Source organism: Streptomyces sp. NPDC059874, from assembly GCF_042731135.1.
Classification (GTDB): domain Bacteria; phylum Actinomycetota; class Actinomycetes; order Streptomycetales; family Streptomycetaceae; genus Streptomyces.
Genome location: NZ_JBHWJY010000011.1, coordinates 25,731 through 40,665 on the forward strand (window position 1 = coordinate 25,731; position 14,935 = coordinate 40,665).

A 14,935-nucleotide genomic window follows, 5' to 3' on the forward strand; every position below is an offset into this window, starting at 1 on the left:
GCAGTGGACGCCGAGCTGACGAACAAGAGCCGGGACGCCCTGAACGCGGCCACCAGCAGGGCGGTCAAGGACGGCCACGCCGACCTGACCCCCGCGCACCTGCTGCTGGCGCTGCTCGCCGGTGAGGACAACGAGAACGTCATCGACCTGCTGGTGGCCACCGACGCCGACCAGGCCGCCGTGCGCGGCGCCGCCGAACGGCTCCTCGCCGCGCTGCCCAGCGTCACCGGCTCCACCGTCGCGCCCCCGCAGCCCACCCGCGATCTGCTCGCCGTACTCGCCGAGGCCGACGCCCAGGCGGGCAAGCTCGGCGACGAGTACCTCTCCACCGAACACCTGCTCATCGCCATCGCCGCCAAGGGCGGCGCGGCCGGTGAGGTCCTGACCACCCAGGGCGCGAGCGCGAAGAAGCTGCTCGCCGCCTTCGAGAACGCACGAGGAGGACGGCGGGTGACCACCCCCGACCCCGAGGGCCAGTACAAGGCCCTGGAGAAGTTCGGAACGGATTTCACGGCGGCCGCGCGCGAGGGCAAGCTCGACCCGGTCATCGGCCGCGACCACGAGATCCGCCGCGTCGTGCAGGTGCTCTCGCGCCGCACCAAGAACAACCCGGTGCTCATCGGCGAGCCCGGCGTCGGCAAGACGGCCGTCGTCGAGGGCCTGGCCCAGCGCATCGTCAAGGGCGACGTCCCCGAGTCCCTGAAGAACAAGCGCCTCGTCTCCCTGGACCTCGGCGCGATGGTCGCCGGCGCCAAGTACCGCGGTGAGTTCGAGGAGCGCCTCAAGACCGTCCTCGCCGAGATCAAGTCGAGCGAGGGCCAGATCATCACCTTCATCGACGAGCTGCACACCGTCGTCGGCGCGGGCGCCGGCGGTGACTCCGCCATGGACGCGGGCAACATGCTCAAGCCCATGTTGGCCCGCGGCGAGCTGCGCATGGTCGGCGCGACCACCCTCGACGAGTACCGCGAGCGCATCGAGAAGGACCCGGCGCTGGAGCGGCGCTTCCAGCAGGTTCTGGTGGCCGAGCCGTCCGTCGAGGACACGATCGCCATCCTGCGGGGACTCAAGGGCCGCTACGAGGCCCACCACAAGGTGGTCATCAACGACAGCGCCCTCGTCGCCGCCGCGACCCTCTCCGACCGGTACATCACCTCCCGCTTCCTCCCCGACAAGGCCATCGACCTCGTCGACGAGGCCGCGTCCCGGCTGCGCATGGAGATCGACTCCTCGCCCGTGGAGATCGACGAGCTCCAGCGCTCGGTCGACCGCCTGCGGATGGAGGAGCTGGCGCTGAACAACGAGTCCGACCCGGCCTCCCGCGAGCGCCTCGACAAGATCCGCAAGGACCTCGCGGACAAGGAGGAGGACCTGCGGGGCCTGACCGCCCGCTGGGAGAAGGAGAAGCAGTCCCTCAACCGGGTCGGCGAGCTCAAGGAGCGCCTGGACGACCTGCGCGGGCAGGCCGAGCGCGCCCAGCGCGACGGCGACTTCGACTCCGCCTCCAAGCTCCTCTACGGGGAGATCCCCGCCCTGGAGCGCGAGCTGGCGGAGGCCACGGAGGCCGAGGCCGAGGCCTCGAAGGCGGGCAGCAGTAAAGACAGCATGGTCCGGGACGAGGTCGGCCCGGACGACATCGCGGACGTGGTCGGCGCCTGGACCGGCATCCCGGCCGGCCGGCTGCTCGAAGGGGAGACCCAGAAGCTGCTCCGAATGGAGGACGAGCTGGGCCGCCGCCTGATCGGCCAGAGCGAGGCCGTCCGGGCCGTCTCGGACGCCGTACGCCGCACCCGCGCCGGGATCGCCGACCCGGACCGCCCGACCGGCTCCTTCCTCTTCCTCGGCCCGACGGGCGTGGGCAAGACGGAGCTGGCCAAGGCCCTCGCCGACTTCCTCTTCGACGACGAGCGGGCCATGGTCCGCATCGACATGTCGGAGTACGGCGAGAAGCACAGCGTGGCCCGCCTCGTCGGCGCCCCGCCCGGGTACGTCGGCTACGAGGAAGGCGGCCAGCTCACCGAGGCCGTGCGCAGGCGCCCGTACTCCGTCGTCCTCCTGGACGAGGTGGAGAAGGCCCACCCCGAGGTCTTCGACATCCTGCTCCAGGTCCTCGACGATGGCCGGCTCACGGACGGCCAGGGCCGCACCGTGGACTTCCGCAACGCGATCCTGATCCTCACCTCGAACCTGGGCAGTCAGTTCCTGATGAATCCGTCCACACCTGTGGACGAGAAGAAGAAGCAGGTCCTGGACGTGGTCAGGGCGAGCTTCAAGCCGGAGTTCCTCAACCGCCTGGACGACCTGGTGGTCTTCTCCGCCCTCAGCGAGGCCGAGCTGGCCCACATCGCCGAGCTCCAGATCGGCCGCCTCGCCAAGCGGCTGGCCGACCGGCGCCTGACCCTGGACGTCACCCCGGAGGCCCTGGCCTGGCTGGCGGACAAGGGCAACGACCCGGCGTACGGCGCGCGCCCCCTGCGCCGCCTGATCCAGACGGCGATCGGCGACCGGCTGGCGAAGGAGATCCTGGCCGGCGAGGTCCGAGACGGCGACACCGTTCGGGTGGACGTGGTGGGCGAGGACCTGCTGGTCGGCAAGGCCTTGTAGCCCTCCGGGGCGGACGAGTCCTGTCCGCCCTGCGCGGATCGCCCGTCCGGGGCTGGACACGGGGAGGGCGGGATGGGGGAGGATGCAGGTATCCGCACGAAGGGAAGTACACGGTGAGCATCGACCCGGCCTCGATTCCGAACTTCGGAGGGCAGCAGCCCGATCCGCAGGCCACAGGACCGGCGGGCCCCGTCGTCCCCGACCAGGATCTGGTCAAGCAGCTGCTGGAACAGATGGAGCTCAAGTACGTCGTCGACGACGAGGGTGACCTCGCGGCGCCGTGGGAGGAGTTCCGTACGTACTTCATGTTCCGCGGCGAGGACGAGCAGCAGGTCTTTTCGGTGCGGACCTTCTACGACCGTCCGCACAAGATCGACGAGAAGCCGCAGCTTCTCGAGTCGATCGACGACTGGAACCGCCGCACCCTGTGGCCGAAGGTCTACAGCCACACGCACGACGACGGCTCGGTCCGTCTGATCGGTGAGGCGCAGATGCTGATCGGCACCGGCGTCAACCTGGAGCACTTCGTGTCCTCCACGGTCAGCTGGGTCCGCGCCTCCATCGAGTTCGACAAGTGGCTCGTCGAGCAGCTCGGCCTGGAGAAGGACATCGACTCCAGCGACGGCGACGACGACGGCAACGGCGAGACCAACAACTAGCCGTTACAGCGGCACGCGGGCCACGAGCAGCAGGTACAGCCCGTAGCCGTAGCTGAGCCCGGCCAGCACCCCGGTCACCACGATCGCGGTGCGCGGCCGGGCTCTCGCCATGACGGCGGCCATCGGCAGGAGCAGCGGGAACGCCGGCAGCAGGAAGCGCGGCTTCGACTCGAAGTAGCCGGCCCCGCCGAAGGCGATCAGCAGCAGTATCCCGGTGTACGCGAGCAGCGGCAGCGGGGTCCGGTCCAGCAGGAGCAGCATCGCCAGCAGCCCCGCCGCGGCCAGCAGCACCACGGTCACGGTGGTGGCGAGCGGCACGTGCCCGCCGGTCAGCACCTGTTCCGCCGAGCGCAGCGCGCCGACGCCGAAGTCGAACTTCGACCCCCAGTGCCGCTGCACGGCGAAGTAGCCGCCGAGGGGATCGCGCATGCGCACCCCGACGGCCAGGACGTACGCCGCCCAGCCCGCCGGCGCCAACAGCCCGGCCGCCCACACCTCGGGCGCGCGGGACTTCCGTACGACGATCGCGTGCAGCGCCATCACCGAGACGGCGGCCGCGACGGCCAGCCCGGTGGGCCGGGTCAGCCCGGCGAGCACGGCGAGGCCGGCGGCCCACATCCAGCGGCCGCGCAGCAGGGCGTACAGGGCCCAGGCGGCGAGCGCGGCCAGCAGGGCCTCGGTATAGGCCAGGGAGAGCACCACGGCGTGCGGGAGCGCCGCCCAGAGCCCCACGAGGAGCAGCCCGGCGCGCGGGCCGATGACGTGCTCCCCGACCTTGTACACCCCGACGGCGGCCACGGCGGCGGAGATCCAGGCGATGAGGATCCCGGCGGGCACGAGCCCGCCGGGCAGCACGGAGCCGAGGAGCCGTATCAGCGTCGGGTAGAGCGGGAAGAAGGCGTAGTCGCTCTGGATCAGCCCGGTGCCGTTGGTGGGGCTGGGCCACATCTGGGTCCGCCCGTAGCCGTTGGCGGCGATCTTCAGGTACCAGACCGAGTCCCAGGAGACCCCGAGGACCCGCATCGGGTCCCGCCCGGCCCACCAGGACCCGATGGCGAGCACGAGCACCCCGGCCCCGCGTACGGCGGCGAAGAGCGTGAGCGCGATGACCGTCGTCGGCGCGGCCGAACGCACGGCCCTGAGCGCGCGGATCTCCAAGGGCGACGAGGTCACCGTCGCTCTGCCCGTTGCCATGTATCCCGACTCTCCGCTCGTGGTGGGTCCGCTCACGGGGTCGTGAGGACTTCGGGCACGTTCGCACCGTCAGCTTCACATCGGCCTCAGCCACCCCGCAACCACGCGCGGGCGCGCCCGGCCGGCCTTGACGACAGGCCCTAGAGCCCGCGCAGTCGGGACACGGCTTCCTGGAGGACGTCGGTGCGCTTGCAGAAGGCCCAGCGGACCTGGGTGGCTCCGGCGGAGGTGTCGTCGTAGAAGACCTGGTTGGGGATGGCGACGACCCCGCAGCGCTCGGGCAGGGCGCGGCAGAAGGCGAGGCCGTCCTTCTCGCCGAGCGGGGTGATGTCGGTGGTGATGAAGTACGTGCCCCGCGGGCGGTAGACCTCGAAGCCGGCGGCCGCGAGGCCCTCGGAGAGGAGGTCGCGCTTGGCGGCGAGATCGGCGCGGAAGCCGTCGTAGTAGGCGTCGGGGAGGGCCAGGGCCTCGGCGATCGCGTACTGGAAGGGGCCCGAGGAGACGTACGTGAGGAACTGCTTCGCCGAGCGGACCGCCGTGATCAGCGCCGGCGGAGCGGTGACCCAGCCGACCTTCCAACCCGTGAAGGAGAAAGACTACACCAGTTAGGTGTACACGCGCTGACCAGCGGAAACATGCAAAAAGTCCCTCTCCGTTGTGGAGAGGGACCCTTGTTCAGCGGTGCAGCGTCCATGCCTCAGGCTCGTACCGGCCACCGGGGCTTTGATCGATCAGCCACGGAGACTTGACCGGCGGAATGAATCCCCGCCAATGCTTCGGCACACGATCCGCGCCATAGCCTTGCGACCACTCGGCCCACGTGGCGTAGCACTTCGCCATCCAAGTTTCCGCCTCAAGGCGTGTCTTGAATTCGAGCGGCAGGAGCGTTGGGGCTTCACCCTTGGGCGCGTTGGCCGGCAGCGTGCAGTACGCCCCAAGCCACTCGTCAAAGATCACCCATTGGCGTTCGGCGGTCAGTACCGGTGCGCCGTTGGGCTGCCGGCTAATCGGTCGTTTGGTGATTGTGTAGCGCCTCACGTGGTCTCCCCTACCAGGGTCGCGGGATCTTGATTTCGCTGTACGGGTGTGGGTCTACGTACGGCAGATCAATCACTGGCCGGTAGCCCCACGTCCGGTAGCAGTGGGCAAGCCACCCGTACGCCTCAGTGCGTGCCCGGTACTCATCTTCCGCGTTGCGGAACGTCCACCGTAGGGGCACGTTGCCGGCGTCGTCGTCTGGGAGTGCGCATTCAGCGCCCAACTTCGCGTCCCAGATACGGAAGTGATCCGTTGCTCGATCTACCGTGTATCGCAGCATGGGAGCACCGTAGCGCCGTATTCTCAGTTGGGGGAGAGAGTTACGAAGATTCCCTGCCCCTGGTGTTCCCAGACGTGCCCACGTTCGACTTCAAACCTGCCATCGGTCACGAGTTGCATACGGATGGGCGCAACGACGTTCAGCATGACGTGCGCAACCGTTCCCGTGTCGTGGTCGGCGTAGGACTCCCGCACGGCGTGTGTCAGTGCGTCAGCCGCTTCGTCCACCGTTTCGGCGGTCGCCTCACCGCTGCCCTGACCCTCAATTGCCCATGTGATTCTCACGGGGCTCAGGGTACGCAGAAAGCCCCCGCACCGACCCTTGTGAGGTCAGCGCGGGGGCTGTGTTCTAGATGCTCAGTGCAACGTCAAGTTCGGCGTACTTGCGGCGGACAGTGGCAGGGTGGCGGCCGGCAGCCTTGCCCACTTCGTCGGGGCTCAGCTTGTGGCGCCAACCCTTTTCGATCAGTGCGTTGGCTTCCCGGTTGCTGAGGCGCTTTGGCGCAGACTCGGCAACGGTCTCAGGGGCTGTCTGAGCTTCCATCGGGGGTGCAACCGTCACCGGGTCCACGTTCGGCTTTTCAGGCGTCTCAGCGGTCTCCTGAGGCTCTTCCGACTGAATGAGCGACAGGGGCACATCGGCAATCATCTGAGGGGCACTCAGCGCGCGCTTCTCTGCGTCGGCAAGCGCTGCCATGTAGACCGGGCCTACTTCGGCCAGGAGCATGACGAGTGCCGGCGCGATCAGGTGAACGGCCATACCAACCCAGTCACTTGCCGACACGCTGACCCACACGTTCAGGAACACACTGCTGAGTCCCGTGAACCAGCGAAACGCGACCGGCCACCCTCCGAGCTGTGTGACACCGTGACGAGCGAGAGTTGATTCGGCGGACAGGGCCATGATGAAAGCTGCGTCCACAATCAGGCCAAGGACGAAACCGGACCATTCCCATTCGCTGTGTGCGCCGACGAAGGGAGTCGTCGTCATCAAGCTATAGAAAACGAGTCCCATTATCAGGAACCACTGTCCGCCGGTCAGCACTCTCCGCGCGATGCGGATTGCGCGCTCAGTAGGTGTGAGTGCCTTGCTGCGCTTCATGTGCCTTGCTCCTAGGGGGAGTTGACGGGTTGTTACCCGACTAGGAGCGGAGGGGATTTCTACGGGTGTAAGAGGGTGCGCGCGGAGTGGCAGGCTCCGCGCTGACTAGGCAGCAAGCCCGGTTTCCTTGTGTTCCCACTGACAGGCCACGAACACTTCTGCCGTCTGTACTAGCTCTCCGGTTTCCCGGCTTCTAGACCACTCTGCAAGCCCTACAAGTTCATCCGTCTGTCTGTCTCTGCCTACCAGCCTGAAAGCCCGGTATACGGGTGCCTGAGGCGTGCTCAGCACTCGTGCGGCAAAGCGTGCCTGAGCCCCGACTACGCGTCGGATTTCGTCACACGTTCTGATCATCTCGTCGCTCATCAGCGGGCTAAGTTGTTCACACGTCTGCCACCCTCCGGCAGCAGTCTGTGACGGAACCCACACGCTGAGTGACATATAGAACGGCTCGTTATGCACAGTGACCCCCCTGAGACTGTGTGAGCATGCGGAACGGAACGTTCTGTTCCACTTCGAACGGTTGAATCGTAAAGGCCCGTTCACACTCCGTCCACACCCAAGTAAATTGGAGTTCAGACACGGTCTTTTACGCACCCTCGTTCGAACGCTTGCACGACACTACTGATACCCACTGACAATCGCTAGGACAATTTACGCATCGGCCCCAACTCCCCCAGTCATAAAGGGAGTTGACTGATCGTCAGCGCATTGGTATGTACCATCTAATGTGTCAGGTCATGAAAAAGCCCCTAGCCGACTCACTGTGAGTCAGCTAGGGGTTTGGGTCTACGCGCCTAGAGTGATTTGCGCCACTTTAAGCGACTCACCGTGAGTCGGCTAAGCGTTCAGCGAAGCCAGAGAAGCGGCAAGGATGCGCGCCTTCTCCTCTTTCTTGGCTGCTACCTCCCGAACCATGACACTTCCGTCCGCACCTTCAATGGTGACGAAAAGCTTCGTATTGTCCTTCTTGAGCGCCAACGCGAAGATTCCCGTCAGTGCCACGCGAGTAGCCGTGATGCGCTTCGCCGCTTCTCCCCGGTCAACCGTCACCACTGCCCCGGCCACCGGTACCGCCGGCTGACCCACAAGCTTGAAATACCCATCCGACACACGAATGCCGAGAAGACCAGCGTTCAGCTTTACGGCCTTCTCGGCATTCTTACGGTCCGTCGCGTCCATGAATTCCCCTCCGAATTGGCTGACGGGCCGCATTCTACCATTGGGCTAATTCAGAGCGTGATTTCCTGCGTTGGCGTAACGACCCTCCGGATTCCAGCGGCGCGAATCAGCGTCCAACACTTCGGGCACGGTGTGCGCGTCACATACAGCGTAGACCCGGGAAGCTCATTCGCCGGCGTGTGGCTAATGGCGTTGCGTTCGGCATGATCGGCAGTGCAGTTGTGGTAGTCGCTTTCGGGGGCGCACTCCGCTGTGCTCATCTGCCCGCGTGGACAGGCGCCGGCGGAGAGACAGCCCGGAACGCCACTCGGCGCCCCGTTGTAGCCAGTGCCCCGCACTTCGTTGGACGCATTGACGAGAATGGCGCCCACCCTTGAGCGGATGCAGTCGGCACGTGTGGCAACCCACTCAGCGCCGGCCAAAAAGTATTCGTCCCAATCGGGCCGGTCGGCTTCAATCAACTTCGCGTCTCCAAAATCGGTCTTCCTGTCTCCGAATCAAACGTCGGAACCAGGGCCCTTTGTCACTTTCGTCTGCATACCGGTGCGGGATGACTCGGCTTGCTCCTGAAAGGCCGTTGGGTTTGCCGGCGCGATTTCGCTTGGATTTCCACTTACGCCTACCGGTGCCGGGAACCGGAGCGGTCATGCCGTGATCTCCTCAAGTTCGTTGACGTCGAACGCTGCGGGCATTTGGTACGGGTCATGCTCCGGATCCAACAGAACACCCATGGAGCCCCAAGCGTTCGGCCCGTCAACAACGGCGCCGGTCATGCCGTACAGCTCGATAAAGTCAGGGTCAGTCGTGACGACGATGACGCGCGTACCGGGCTTCATGGTCTCTCCCTAGGCCCAACCGACTCACGGTGAGTCGGTTGGGCTAGTAGCTAGTCGGTGTCCTTCGCGAGAAAGCGGGCAAGCTCAAGCACGTCATCCGGCACAACTTCGGGCCAGTCGCGCGACTCAATCAGGGTCTGAGCCGTACGCCAGTAGTCGACCCGCTCAGCAAGGTCTTCCGCCGCACGCTGTGCCCGCGAGGTGAGGGCAGGGGGCTTGAAGTTGCCCGCTACCATGCTGCGCGCGGATTGTTGAGGGCGGACGACATGCGCTGAGCCGCACGTTCGGCGGTAAGCCAGTCTTTGCGCCTGACCGCTTCGCGGGGCGGAATGACCTTCTCCTGTTCGGCGGCAGTTTCGTTCAGCCACGCGGCAAGGGCGCGCATTTGCGCCGGCGTGAGAATGGCCCGGTCGCCCGGAACGGCAAGCGAAGCCTTACCCGGTTCGGTGTCCTTTACGAAACCGATCACGCGGCCCGTATCGGCGGTCAGAACAGCTTTCGTCTCTTTGGTGACACGCAGCATGGGAACTCCTTCTCAGGCGAACAGGGGGATTTGTGCGGGTGTAAGGTCAAGGTCTTCGCGGCTACGCTCAATGGCTTCGTACTTGTCGAACACCGTCTGCCCGAAGTTGCCAACGTGTGCGGCAAAGTCGGGTACGTCGTACACGAATACGCGAAAACCGCACTCGTGCAGAACGGCCGTGAAATTGGCGAACCATTCGTAAAGCGCCTCACGCGAATCGAATCCGCAACGCTGCTCTTCTGTGATTCCGGGCAGTCCGCTGTACCCGTTGAATGGCGACGGGTGATGGCTGCCGCAGTGTGCGTAGTGCATGTCCTCAAGCCGGTCGCGCGTTCCTACAGGAAGTGACTCCCCGCACGCGTACGGGCCGGAGGGGAAGCCTTTGTACTCAGCGCTTTCGTGTGCAACTCGCCAAACCAGCATGGTCGGACTCCTCGCGATGTGGGTTGAGTTTGCGCGCCCCCGGTGAGCTATGACGCTCGTACGGCTAAACCGTCCGGGGGCTGTGTGCTAGAAGGCTTCGCTGGCTATGAAGCCCAGCAGGAAGACAAGTTCCAGAATGATGAACAGAAGCGCGTTCCCGAATGCGTTGTTCCTCACTGGGCACCGCTGGCAGCGCGAAGAGACGCAAGGAGCGGAAGGGATTCGTCAACGTTCTTGCGTACCGTGCTGATCACGTCGCCGGCCGCGTTGATCGTTACGAACTCAATCCCGCTCCGGTCGGAAGTGGGAAAGGCGCGAACCGTGTTTCCGCTGCTGAGTCGGTAGGTAACCACTGTGTGTCTCCTTCGTCGTTGCTGCCATCTATGGAGCGGAGGGGATTCCTACCGGTCGACGCGCCGATAGTCGGTGTCGCGGGTCAGGTACGCGGCAGCCCGTAGAAGGCGCTCAGGGTCGTCTTTGAAGTGACCAAGGGCCAAGTTGCACGAGTGGCAGAGAACGCCTCTTACAGCGCCCGTAGCGTGGTCATGGTCGATACTGTGAGCTTTACCCTCACTATTCGGCGGGGCACCACACAGCTCACACGGGCGGGCCCGTAGCTCTAGCGCCACGGAGTAGGCCAGTCCGTACCGGCCGGCCCGATTCCATACCTGACTACGACGCTTCACGCGGCAGCCTCAGCGGAACGCTTACGGGCGGCGTACGCGCGCTTCTGGGCATTGCGCGCGTCCGCGTTCTCAACACGGAACCGCTTCGTGGCACCCTTCTTGCAGGCGCTGCACGTGGCCATACGCGCGCCCGTTGCCTTGTTGCGGATGTAGAACGACTCAACCGGCTTGTCGAGACCACACGTCGTGCAGCACTTCGATTCCCGCTTGTCGGCTTCCGGGCTGCCACCCAAATACACGGTCCGGAAGTTCTCGCGTGCCGCCTCACGGAAGCTTTCGACGCTCGCAACCGGAACGCCGGCCACGTCGGCAAGACCTCGGTAGTCGTTGCCGTAGCACGGGAAGTCCCCGATACCGAATTCGGCGGACAGGACGGCTTGCTGAGTTCCGGGAAGTCGGTCAAGCGTCTCGTTGACTTTGTCGATCTTTGCCCGGCGGGCAGCGCTTCCGATATCGCTTGCTTCAAGGAGATCAAGCGGTATGCCGTAGTCGTGAGACTTGGCTGTCAGGTAGGAGTCAATGCCAGGAGCGTTATTCGTGCTTGAGGTAGGCGCGTCAAGGTACTCCATGCCTTGCCAGGAGACACGGGCCGCGTAGGCCATATCGGCAGACATCACGCGCCGGTCAAGAAAGGCCCGGTCTTGGGCCAGTGCCTCAGCGTGGTACGGGTCGCCGGCCGCTTCGGTCAGGCAGCGTTCGAACAGGGCCGCTATCTCGCGTGAGACACCGGTACGGGTCTGTACCTTGCGCTCGTCCGCAAGCTTCCCGCTGATGGTGCGGTCCATGAAGGTGAAGAACTCGGCTACGGACTCACCGTTGAAGCGGCTGAGTCCTTCCCAGACAGCCACGCGGCCCACCTGAGCAAGGTCTTCCGACAGGTCGTAGTCGACGCGTCCGCCGGCAGTGGCGTAGTGGCGGGCATGCTGGGCAACGCGCTCTTCCATGGCCGCGATGACCGCCGTTACAGCGTCAAGGTCAAGGGTCTTCGCGTCGGATATCTGCTGCGGCGTGAGGTCAATCATGGGGGCCTTCTCCTCTGTGGTGGTCTCTGCTCTGTGAAGGAGCGGAGGGGATTCCCACCGGAGGGAGAAAGGCCGTTTGCCCAGGTCAGACCCTGTTTTTGGCATGGCTTCGCCACGGCATGGCGAAGTTGGTTGTCACGGCCCTACCCCGTCCGGGGGCTTACTCGCGACGGGGCTTGATCAGGGCCGTACGTCTGAAACGGAACCTACGCCCGAGCCGACTCACGCGCAATGGAGGTGAGTCGGCTCTGACTAGGTCCGTCACAAGAGGAGACCACTCAGTGACGGGATAGTTGTCCGTTGAATCTCAGGTGTGACCGGGTCTCATCCCAAGGGATGAGTGGCATATGCGTCTGGTAACGGCCCGGTCACCTTCGGATCCAAGCTTTGCCCGATTTCGGGTAGGTCAGCCGACTCACCGTGAGCCGGCTGTAATCGAAACCTTCCCGTTACCTACTGACGCGTAGTCGTCGTTTTCGATCCTTGTTCGGATGCACGCTGCGTAGCTATGTCCGGTTCGACCGGCACGGTCAGTAGTCGGCCCCGTACAGGGAACCCCAAGACCGACCGCCAATCTCAGCGCCGGCCGTGATCGGCACGCCAAAGAGGTCCATGGACATGCAGCGCTCAAACTCACGGGCGTAGTCGGCAGCCTCAGCCTTCGGGACGCTCGCGAGAATCTCATCGTGGATAGGCAAGCGCATGGAGGCCAGAAGGCCGGCCTTCTCCATGTTGAGCATGGCCTGGCCCAACACGTCGCGCGCGGCGCTCTGACACTGGTAGTTCACAACGGCGTACATGCGGTGCCGGTCAAGCGGAAGCCGGCGTCCCGTAGCCGACACGGTGACCATGCCCGTACCGCGCGCCTCACGCTGCCACCGGGTAGACGCACGCTTGATCTCAGGGAACACCCGGTCATACTCAGCGAACGCCGTACGAATCTCGTGTTCCGGCGCCCCTGTCTGGCGGGCAACCGTGGTCACCCCTCCGCCGTAGACCTTGCCAAAGCCGGCGCCCTTGAAAATCTTCCGGTGCTTCGCTGTAGCGTTCGGGCCCTTGATGAGCTGTGCCGTATACATGTGAATGTCAAAGTCGGTGCCGCCGGAAACGAAACCAGCCTTCATCTTCTTCACGTCGGCAAGCGCTGCCAACACGCGCATTTCAATTGCCTGAAAGTCGGTGCTGACCATTACGTGCCCTTCGTCGGCAAGCATTGCGCGACGAATCATGTAGTCGGACGACGGCAGCGTTTGCAGCGCTGGACGCGTGATGCTCATACGGCCCGTACGCGCCATCAGCGTATTCACGAAGGGGTGAATGCGCCCGTTCTCGTCAACGGTCTCAAGGAACGTGTCCGCATATGTGGTACACCACTTGCCGGCACGCTTTGCGCGAAGCACCGCCTCAGCCAACGGGTTTGGAGTGCGCGCCCCAATTCGGTTCCATTCCCGGTCAAGGTCCGCAAGGGCCAGAAGTACGGCTTTGTCAACCTTGATGTTTCCGGAATCGGTCCGCTCTGTGAGCGTCTCTCCCATCGCTGCGAGTGCGGCAGCCACTTGCGCACCGGAGTTCACAGACTCAACCCCGTAGCGGGCAGCGATGACAGAGAACTTGGCCTCTTCCTCGCGAAGGGCCGCGCTCAGGGTGTGGACGTAGTCTGTGTCCAGCACCAAACCGGCGCGCTGCATGATCGCGCCCATACGCGCAATCTCATGCTCGTACTGAACGAGCGCGTCACGGACGCCTAGGCGCGCAAGCTCACGGGTCAGACACGGGTCAAGGCGTGCCGTGTAGATCACGTCCAATCCTGCGTACAGGTTGTACGTGGGGTGATTGAGGTCAATGCCGGCCCACCCGGTTGCTTTGGTGAGCCCCAGAGACCGGAACACGGCCGTCAGGTCCCCTTGGGTGTCCGGCGCCCCCGGGTCCACGTAGAAGGCGCTGAGGGGCTTGAGACCCGTTCCTATGCCACCCTCCATGGCCTGACGTGGGTCTACCAGGGCAGCCTTAAGCTTCGTGTCCGTGGTCTTCGGTGCGAGGAGTTCAAGCGCGTACTCCGCGTGCTGATCCAACACAAGCCAGTCAAAGGGCGCGTTGTGGATCAGGAATCGCTGACCGATGCGCAGCGCGTAAAGGACTGCCTCCTTGAATCGGCCGCCCCGTTCCCAGTGAATGACCCACGCAGTGTGCGCGTCTCCGAACTGCACCGTGCGAAGGCCGTAGGTACGGCTGTAGATATCCAGCCCGGTCGTCTCGGTATCCAGCGCCACGGGTCCACGGTGAGCAGCAACGCGCATCCAGCCCATGAACTCACGTAGGTCGGTGTCCGTCTCCGGAATGTTGATGCGGACAATGTCGCCGGCAACGTCGTGTTCGTACGTCCTCACGGTCTCCCCTTACGAGAAAGGGCCCAGCCGACTCACCGTGAGTCGACTGAGCCCAAATCGGCTGCATGCCCTACACGCGTTGCGTGTCCAGCGCGGATTTCAAATGGCGGAATGCGTGCAGTGCCTGCTGTGGAACAACGCCGTTGCCGAGACGCTCAAGCATGTCTTTGAGGCTCAACCCGGGAACGTCGGTTACCCAACCCGACTCAAGGCCCATAAGCCATTCGGCAAACTTGGGTGAGATCTTCACTCCGCCGCGCGGGCCCCGGACGATCGGCATGGGTGCGGATGTCTGCCGGATCGTTTCCCAATGGCGGATGGCCGGCGCAAAATCACCCCACCACTCAGTAGGGGAGTGGGCGCCATCGTTCGGGGGTTCACCCTTGAACAGGGCATCAGCCCGGTCGCGAGGAAATAGCCGCGCGATTGCCGTAACTAGGTCGTCACCACCTGACCCCCGTTCCCGCTTTGCGAAATCGGGCCCCCGGCTCGCGTCAGAAACCGTCAGTGTCGGAAGGAGTCGCAACGCAGAACCATCGTTCGCGCGCGTGGGGTGCACCGATATCGGAAGCTCGAATAGACGTCCACGCAGCGTCATACCCGATTTCGTGAAGCGATCCGAGCAGCGCGCCCTGTCCCCGATTTCGGATCGCTCCAACGTTCTCCAAGAACACGTACTTCGGTCGAAGTATCCGTATTCCGTCAACGATGTTGAACCAGATTCCGCTACGCGCGCCATTGATGCCCGCACCCTTTCCCGCGTTGCTGATGTCCTGACAGGGGAAGCCGGCCGTGATGGTGTCGACTTCCCCCCGCAGCGCTTCCCACGTGACGTGTGTCAAGTCGCCAACGTTCACCGCATCCGGGTAACGGTGCGCCATAACCGCGCATGCAGCGCTGTGAACTTCGGCGTAGGCCATAACCCTGTCGCCGGTCAGTTCTTCAACGGCAAGCCCAAGACCGCCGTACCCAGCGCACAGTTCAAGAATTGGCACTGACC

Annotated in this window: 17 protein-coding genes and 1 pseudogene; 2 read left to right on the forward strand and 16 right to left on the reverse strand. The window is 64.5% G+C overall.

Going from position 1 to position 14,935, the window contains the following annotated elements:
• Positions 1 to 3: 3 nt before the first annotated feature.
• Positions 4 to 2,604, forward strand: coding sequence for an ATP-dependent chaperone ClpB (gene clpB / locus ACFV9H_RS08940; protein WP_385395359.1), 2,601 nt, complete (start codon positions 4 to 6; stop codon positions 2,602 to 2,604).
• Between the two features lie 113 nt (positions 2,605 to 2,717).
• On the forward strand, positions 2,718 to 3,263 hold the full coding sequence (locus ACFV9H_RS08945; protein WP_385395362.1) for a YbjN domain-containing protein: 546 nt from the start codon (positions 2,718 to 2,720) through the stop codon (positions 3,261 to 3,263).
• A gap of 3 nt (positions 3,264 to 3,266) precedes the next feature.
• Here ACFV9H_RS08945 and ACFV9H_RS08950 read toward each other — a convergent pair whose 3' ends face one another.
• The 16 genes and pseudogenes from ACFV9H_RS08950 to ACFV9H_RS09025 form a co-directional block, all read right to left on the reverse strand.
• The gene (locus ACFV9H_RS08950; RefSeq protein ID WP_385395364.1) at positions 3,267 to 4,457 is read right to left on the reverse strand and encodes a hypothetical protein; all 1,191 of its coding nucleotides are present in this window, start codon (positions 4,455 to 4,457) and stop codon (positions 3,267 to 3,269) included.
• 140 nt (positions 4,458 to 4,597) lie between these two features.
• Positions 4,598 to 5,053 (reverse strand): annotated as a pseudogene (locus tag ACFV9H_RS08955) (aminotransferase class I/II-fold pyridoxal phosphate-dependent enzyme); the annotation flags it as partial.
• A gap of 79 nt (positions 5,054 to 5,132) precedes the next feature.
• Positions 5,133 to 5,495 carry a hypothetical protein gene (locus ACFV9H_RS08960; RefSeq protein WP_385395366.1) on the reverse strand — a complete coding sequence of 121 codons (363 nt, stop codon included), beginning with the start codon at positions 5,493 to 5,495 and terminating at the stop codon, positions 5,133 to 5,135.
• Positions 5,496 to 5,798: 303 nt separating this feature from the next.
• Entirely contained in the window at positions 5,799 to 6,059 is a 261-nt protein-coding gene (locus ACFV9H_RS08965; protein ID WP_385395368.1) for a hypothetical protein, read from the reverse strand.
• Between the two features lie 64 nt (positions 6,060 to 6,123).
• Positions 6,124 to 6,876, reverse strand: a complete 753-nt coding sequence (locus tag ACFV9H_RS08970) for a helix-turn-helix domain-containing protein (protein WP_385395371.1) — start codon at positions 6,874 to 6,876, stop codon at positions 6,124 to 6,126.
• 840 nt (positions 6,877 to 7,716) lie between these two features.
• On the reverse strand, positions 7,717 to 8,058 hold the full coding sequence (locus ACFV9H_RS08975) for a hypothetical protein (RefSeq protein WP_385395374.1): 342 nt from the start codon (positions 8,056 to 8,058) through the stop codon (positions 7,717 to 7,719).
• 50 nt (positions 8,059 to 8,108) lie between these two features.
• Positions 8,109 to 8,519 carry a deoxycytidylate deaminase gene (locus ACFV9H_RS08980; RefSeq protein ID WP_385395376.1) on the reverse strand — a complete coding sequence of 137 codons (411 nt, stop codon included), beginning with the start codon at positions 8,517 to 8,519 and terminating at the stop codon, positions 8,109 to 8,111.
• A gap of 183 nt (positions 8,520 to 8,702) precedes the next feature.
• Positions 8,703 to 8,894 carry a hypothetical protein gene (locus ACFV9H_RS08985; protein WP_385395378.1) on the reverse strand — a complete coding sequence of 64 codons (192 nt, stop codon included), beginning with the start codon at positions 8,892 to 8,894 and terminating at the stop codon, positions 8,703 to 8,705.
• Between the two features lie 50 nt (positions 8,895 to 8,944).
• Complete coding sequence (locus tag ACFV9H_RS08990) at positions 8,945 to 9,130, reverse strand: hypothetical protein (protein ID WP_385395381.1); 186 nt, start codon at positions 9,128 to 9,130, stop codon at positions 8,945 to 8,947.
• Positions 9,124 to 9,417 carry a hypothetical protein gene (locus tag ACFV9H_RS08995; protein WP_385395384.1) on the reverse strand — a complete coding sequence of 98 codons (294 nt, stop codon included), beginning with the start codon at positions 9,415 to 9,417 and terminating at the stop codon, positions 9,124 to 9,126. Before ACFV9H_RS08995 ends, ACFV9H_RS08990 begins: the two co-directional genes overlap by 7 nt.
• A gap of 12 nt (positions 9,418 to 9,429) precedes the next feature.
• Positions 9,430 to 9,840 (reverse strand): hypothetical protein, encoded by a 411-nt coding sequence (locus tag ACFV9H_RS09000; protein WP_385395387.1) that lies wholly within the window; start codon positions 9,838 to 9,840, stop codon positions 9,430 to 9,432.
• A 401-nt stretch (positions 9,841 to 10,241) separates the two neighbouring features.
• A complete protein-coding gene (locus ACFV9H_RS09005; RefSeq protein WP_385395389.1) occupies positions 10,242 to 10,526 on the reverse strand; it encodes an endonuclease VII domain-containing protein in 285 nt (94 codons plus the stop codon).
• Positions 10,523 to 11,548, reverse strand: a complete 1,026-nt coding sequence (locus ACFV9H_RS09010; protein WP_385395392.1) for a hypothetical protein — start codon at positions 11,546 to 11,548, stop codon at positions 10,523 to 10,525. The genes ACFV9H_RS09005 and ACFV9H_RS09010 overlap by 4 nt, the downstream gene beginning before the upstream one ends.
• 530 nt (positions 11,549 to 12,078) lie before the next feature.
• Positions 12,079 to 13,935 (reverse strand): DNA polymerase, encoded by a 1,857-nt coding sequence (locus tag ACFV9H_RS09015; RefSeq protein WP_385395394.1) that lies wholly within the window; start codon positions 13,933 to 13,935, stop codon positions 12,079 to 12,081.
• A gap of 70 nt (positions 13,936 to 14,005) precedes the next feature.
• Entirely contained in the window at positions 14,006 to 14,215 is a 210-nt protein-coding gene (locus tag ACFV9H_RS09020) for a hypothetical protein (protein ID WP_385395397.1), read from the reverse strand.
• A 214-nt stretch (positions 14,216 to 14,429) separates the two neighbouring features.
• Positions 14,430 to 14,930: a DNA cytosine methyltransferase gene (locus tag ACFV9H_RS09025; RefSeq protein ID WP_385395400.1), complete on the reverse strand. Its 501-nt coding sequence runs from the start codon at positions 14,928 to 14,930 to the stop codon at positions 14,430 to 14,432.
• Between the last annotated feature and the right edge of the window lie 5 nt (positions 14,931 to 14,935).

Coding starts and splice junctions, on each gene's coding strand:
- ACFV9H_RS08970 (WP_385395371.1), bottom strand. CDS start 6,876: ATGAAGCGCAGCAAGGCACTCACACCTACTGAGCGCGCAATCCGCATC.
- ACFV9H_RS09020 (WP_385395397.1), bottom strand. CDS start 14,215: ATGCCGATCGTCCGGGGCCCGCGCGGCGGAGTGAAGATCTCACCCAAG.
- ACFV9H_RS09000 (WP_385395387.1), bottom strand. CDS start 9,840: ATGCTGGTTTGGCGAGTTGCACACGAAAGCGCTGAGTACAAAGGCTTC.
- ACFV9H_RS08995 (WP_385395384.1), bottom strand. CDS start 9,417: ATGCTGCGTGTCACCAAAGAGACGAAAGCTGTTCTGACCGCCGATACG.
- ACFV9H_RS08950 (WP_385395364.1), bottom strand. CDS start 4,457: ATGGCAACGGGCAGAGCGACGGTGACCTCGTCGCCCTTGGAGATCCGC.
- ACFV9H_RS09010 (WP_385395392.1), bottom strand. CDS start 11,548: ATGATTGACCTCACGCCGCAGCAGATATCCGACGCGAAGACCCTTGAC.
- ACFV9H_RS08990 (WP_385395381.1), bottom strand. CDS start 9,130: ATGGTAGCGGGCAACTTCAAGCCCCCTGCCCTCACCTCGCGGGCACAG.
- ACFV9H_RS08975 (WP_385395374.1), bottom strand. CDS start 8,058: ATGGACGCGACGGACCGTAAGAATGCCGAGAAGGCCGTAAAGCTGAAC.
- ACFV9H_RS08985 (WP_385395378.1), bottom strand. CDS start 8,894: ATGAAGCCCGGTACGCGCGTCATCGTCGTCACGACTGACCCTGACTTT.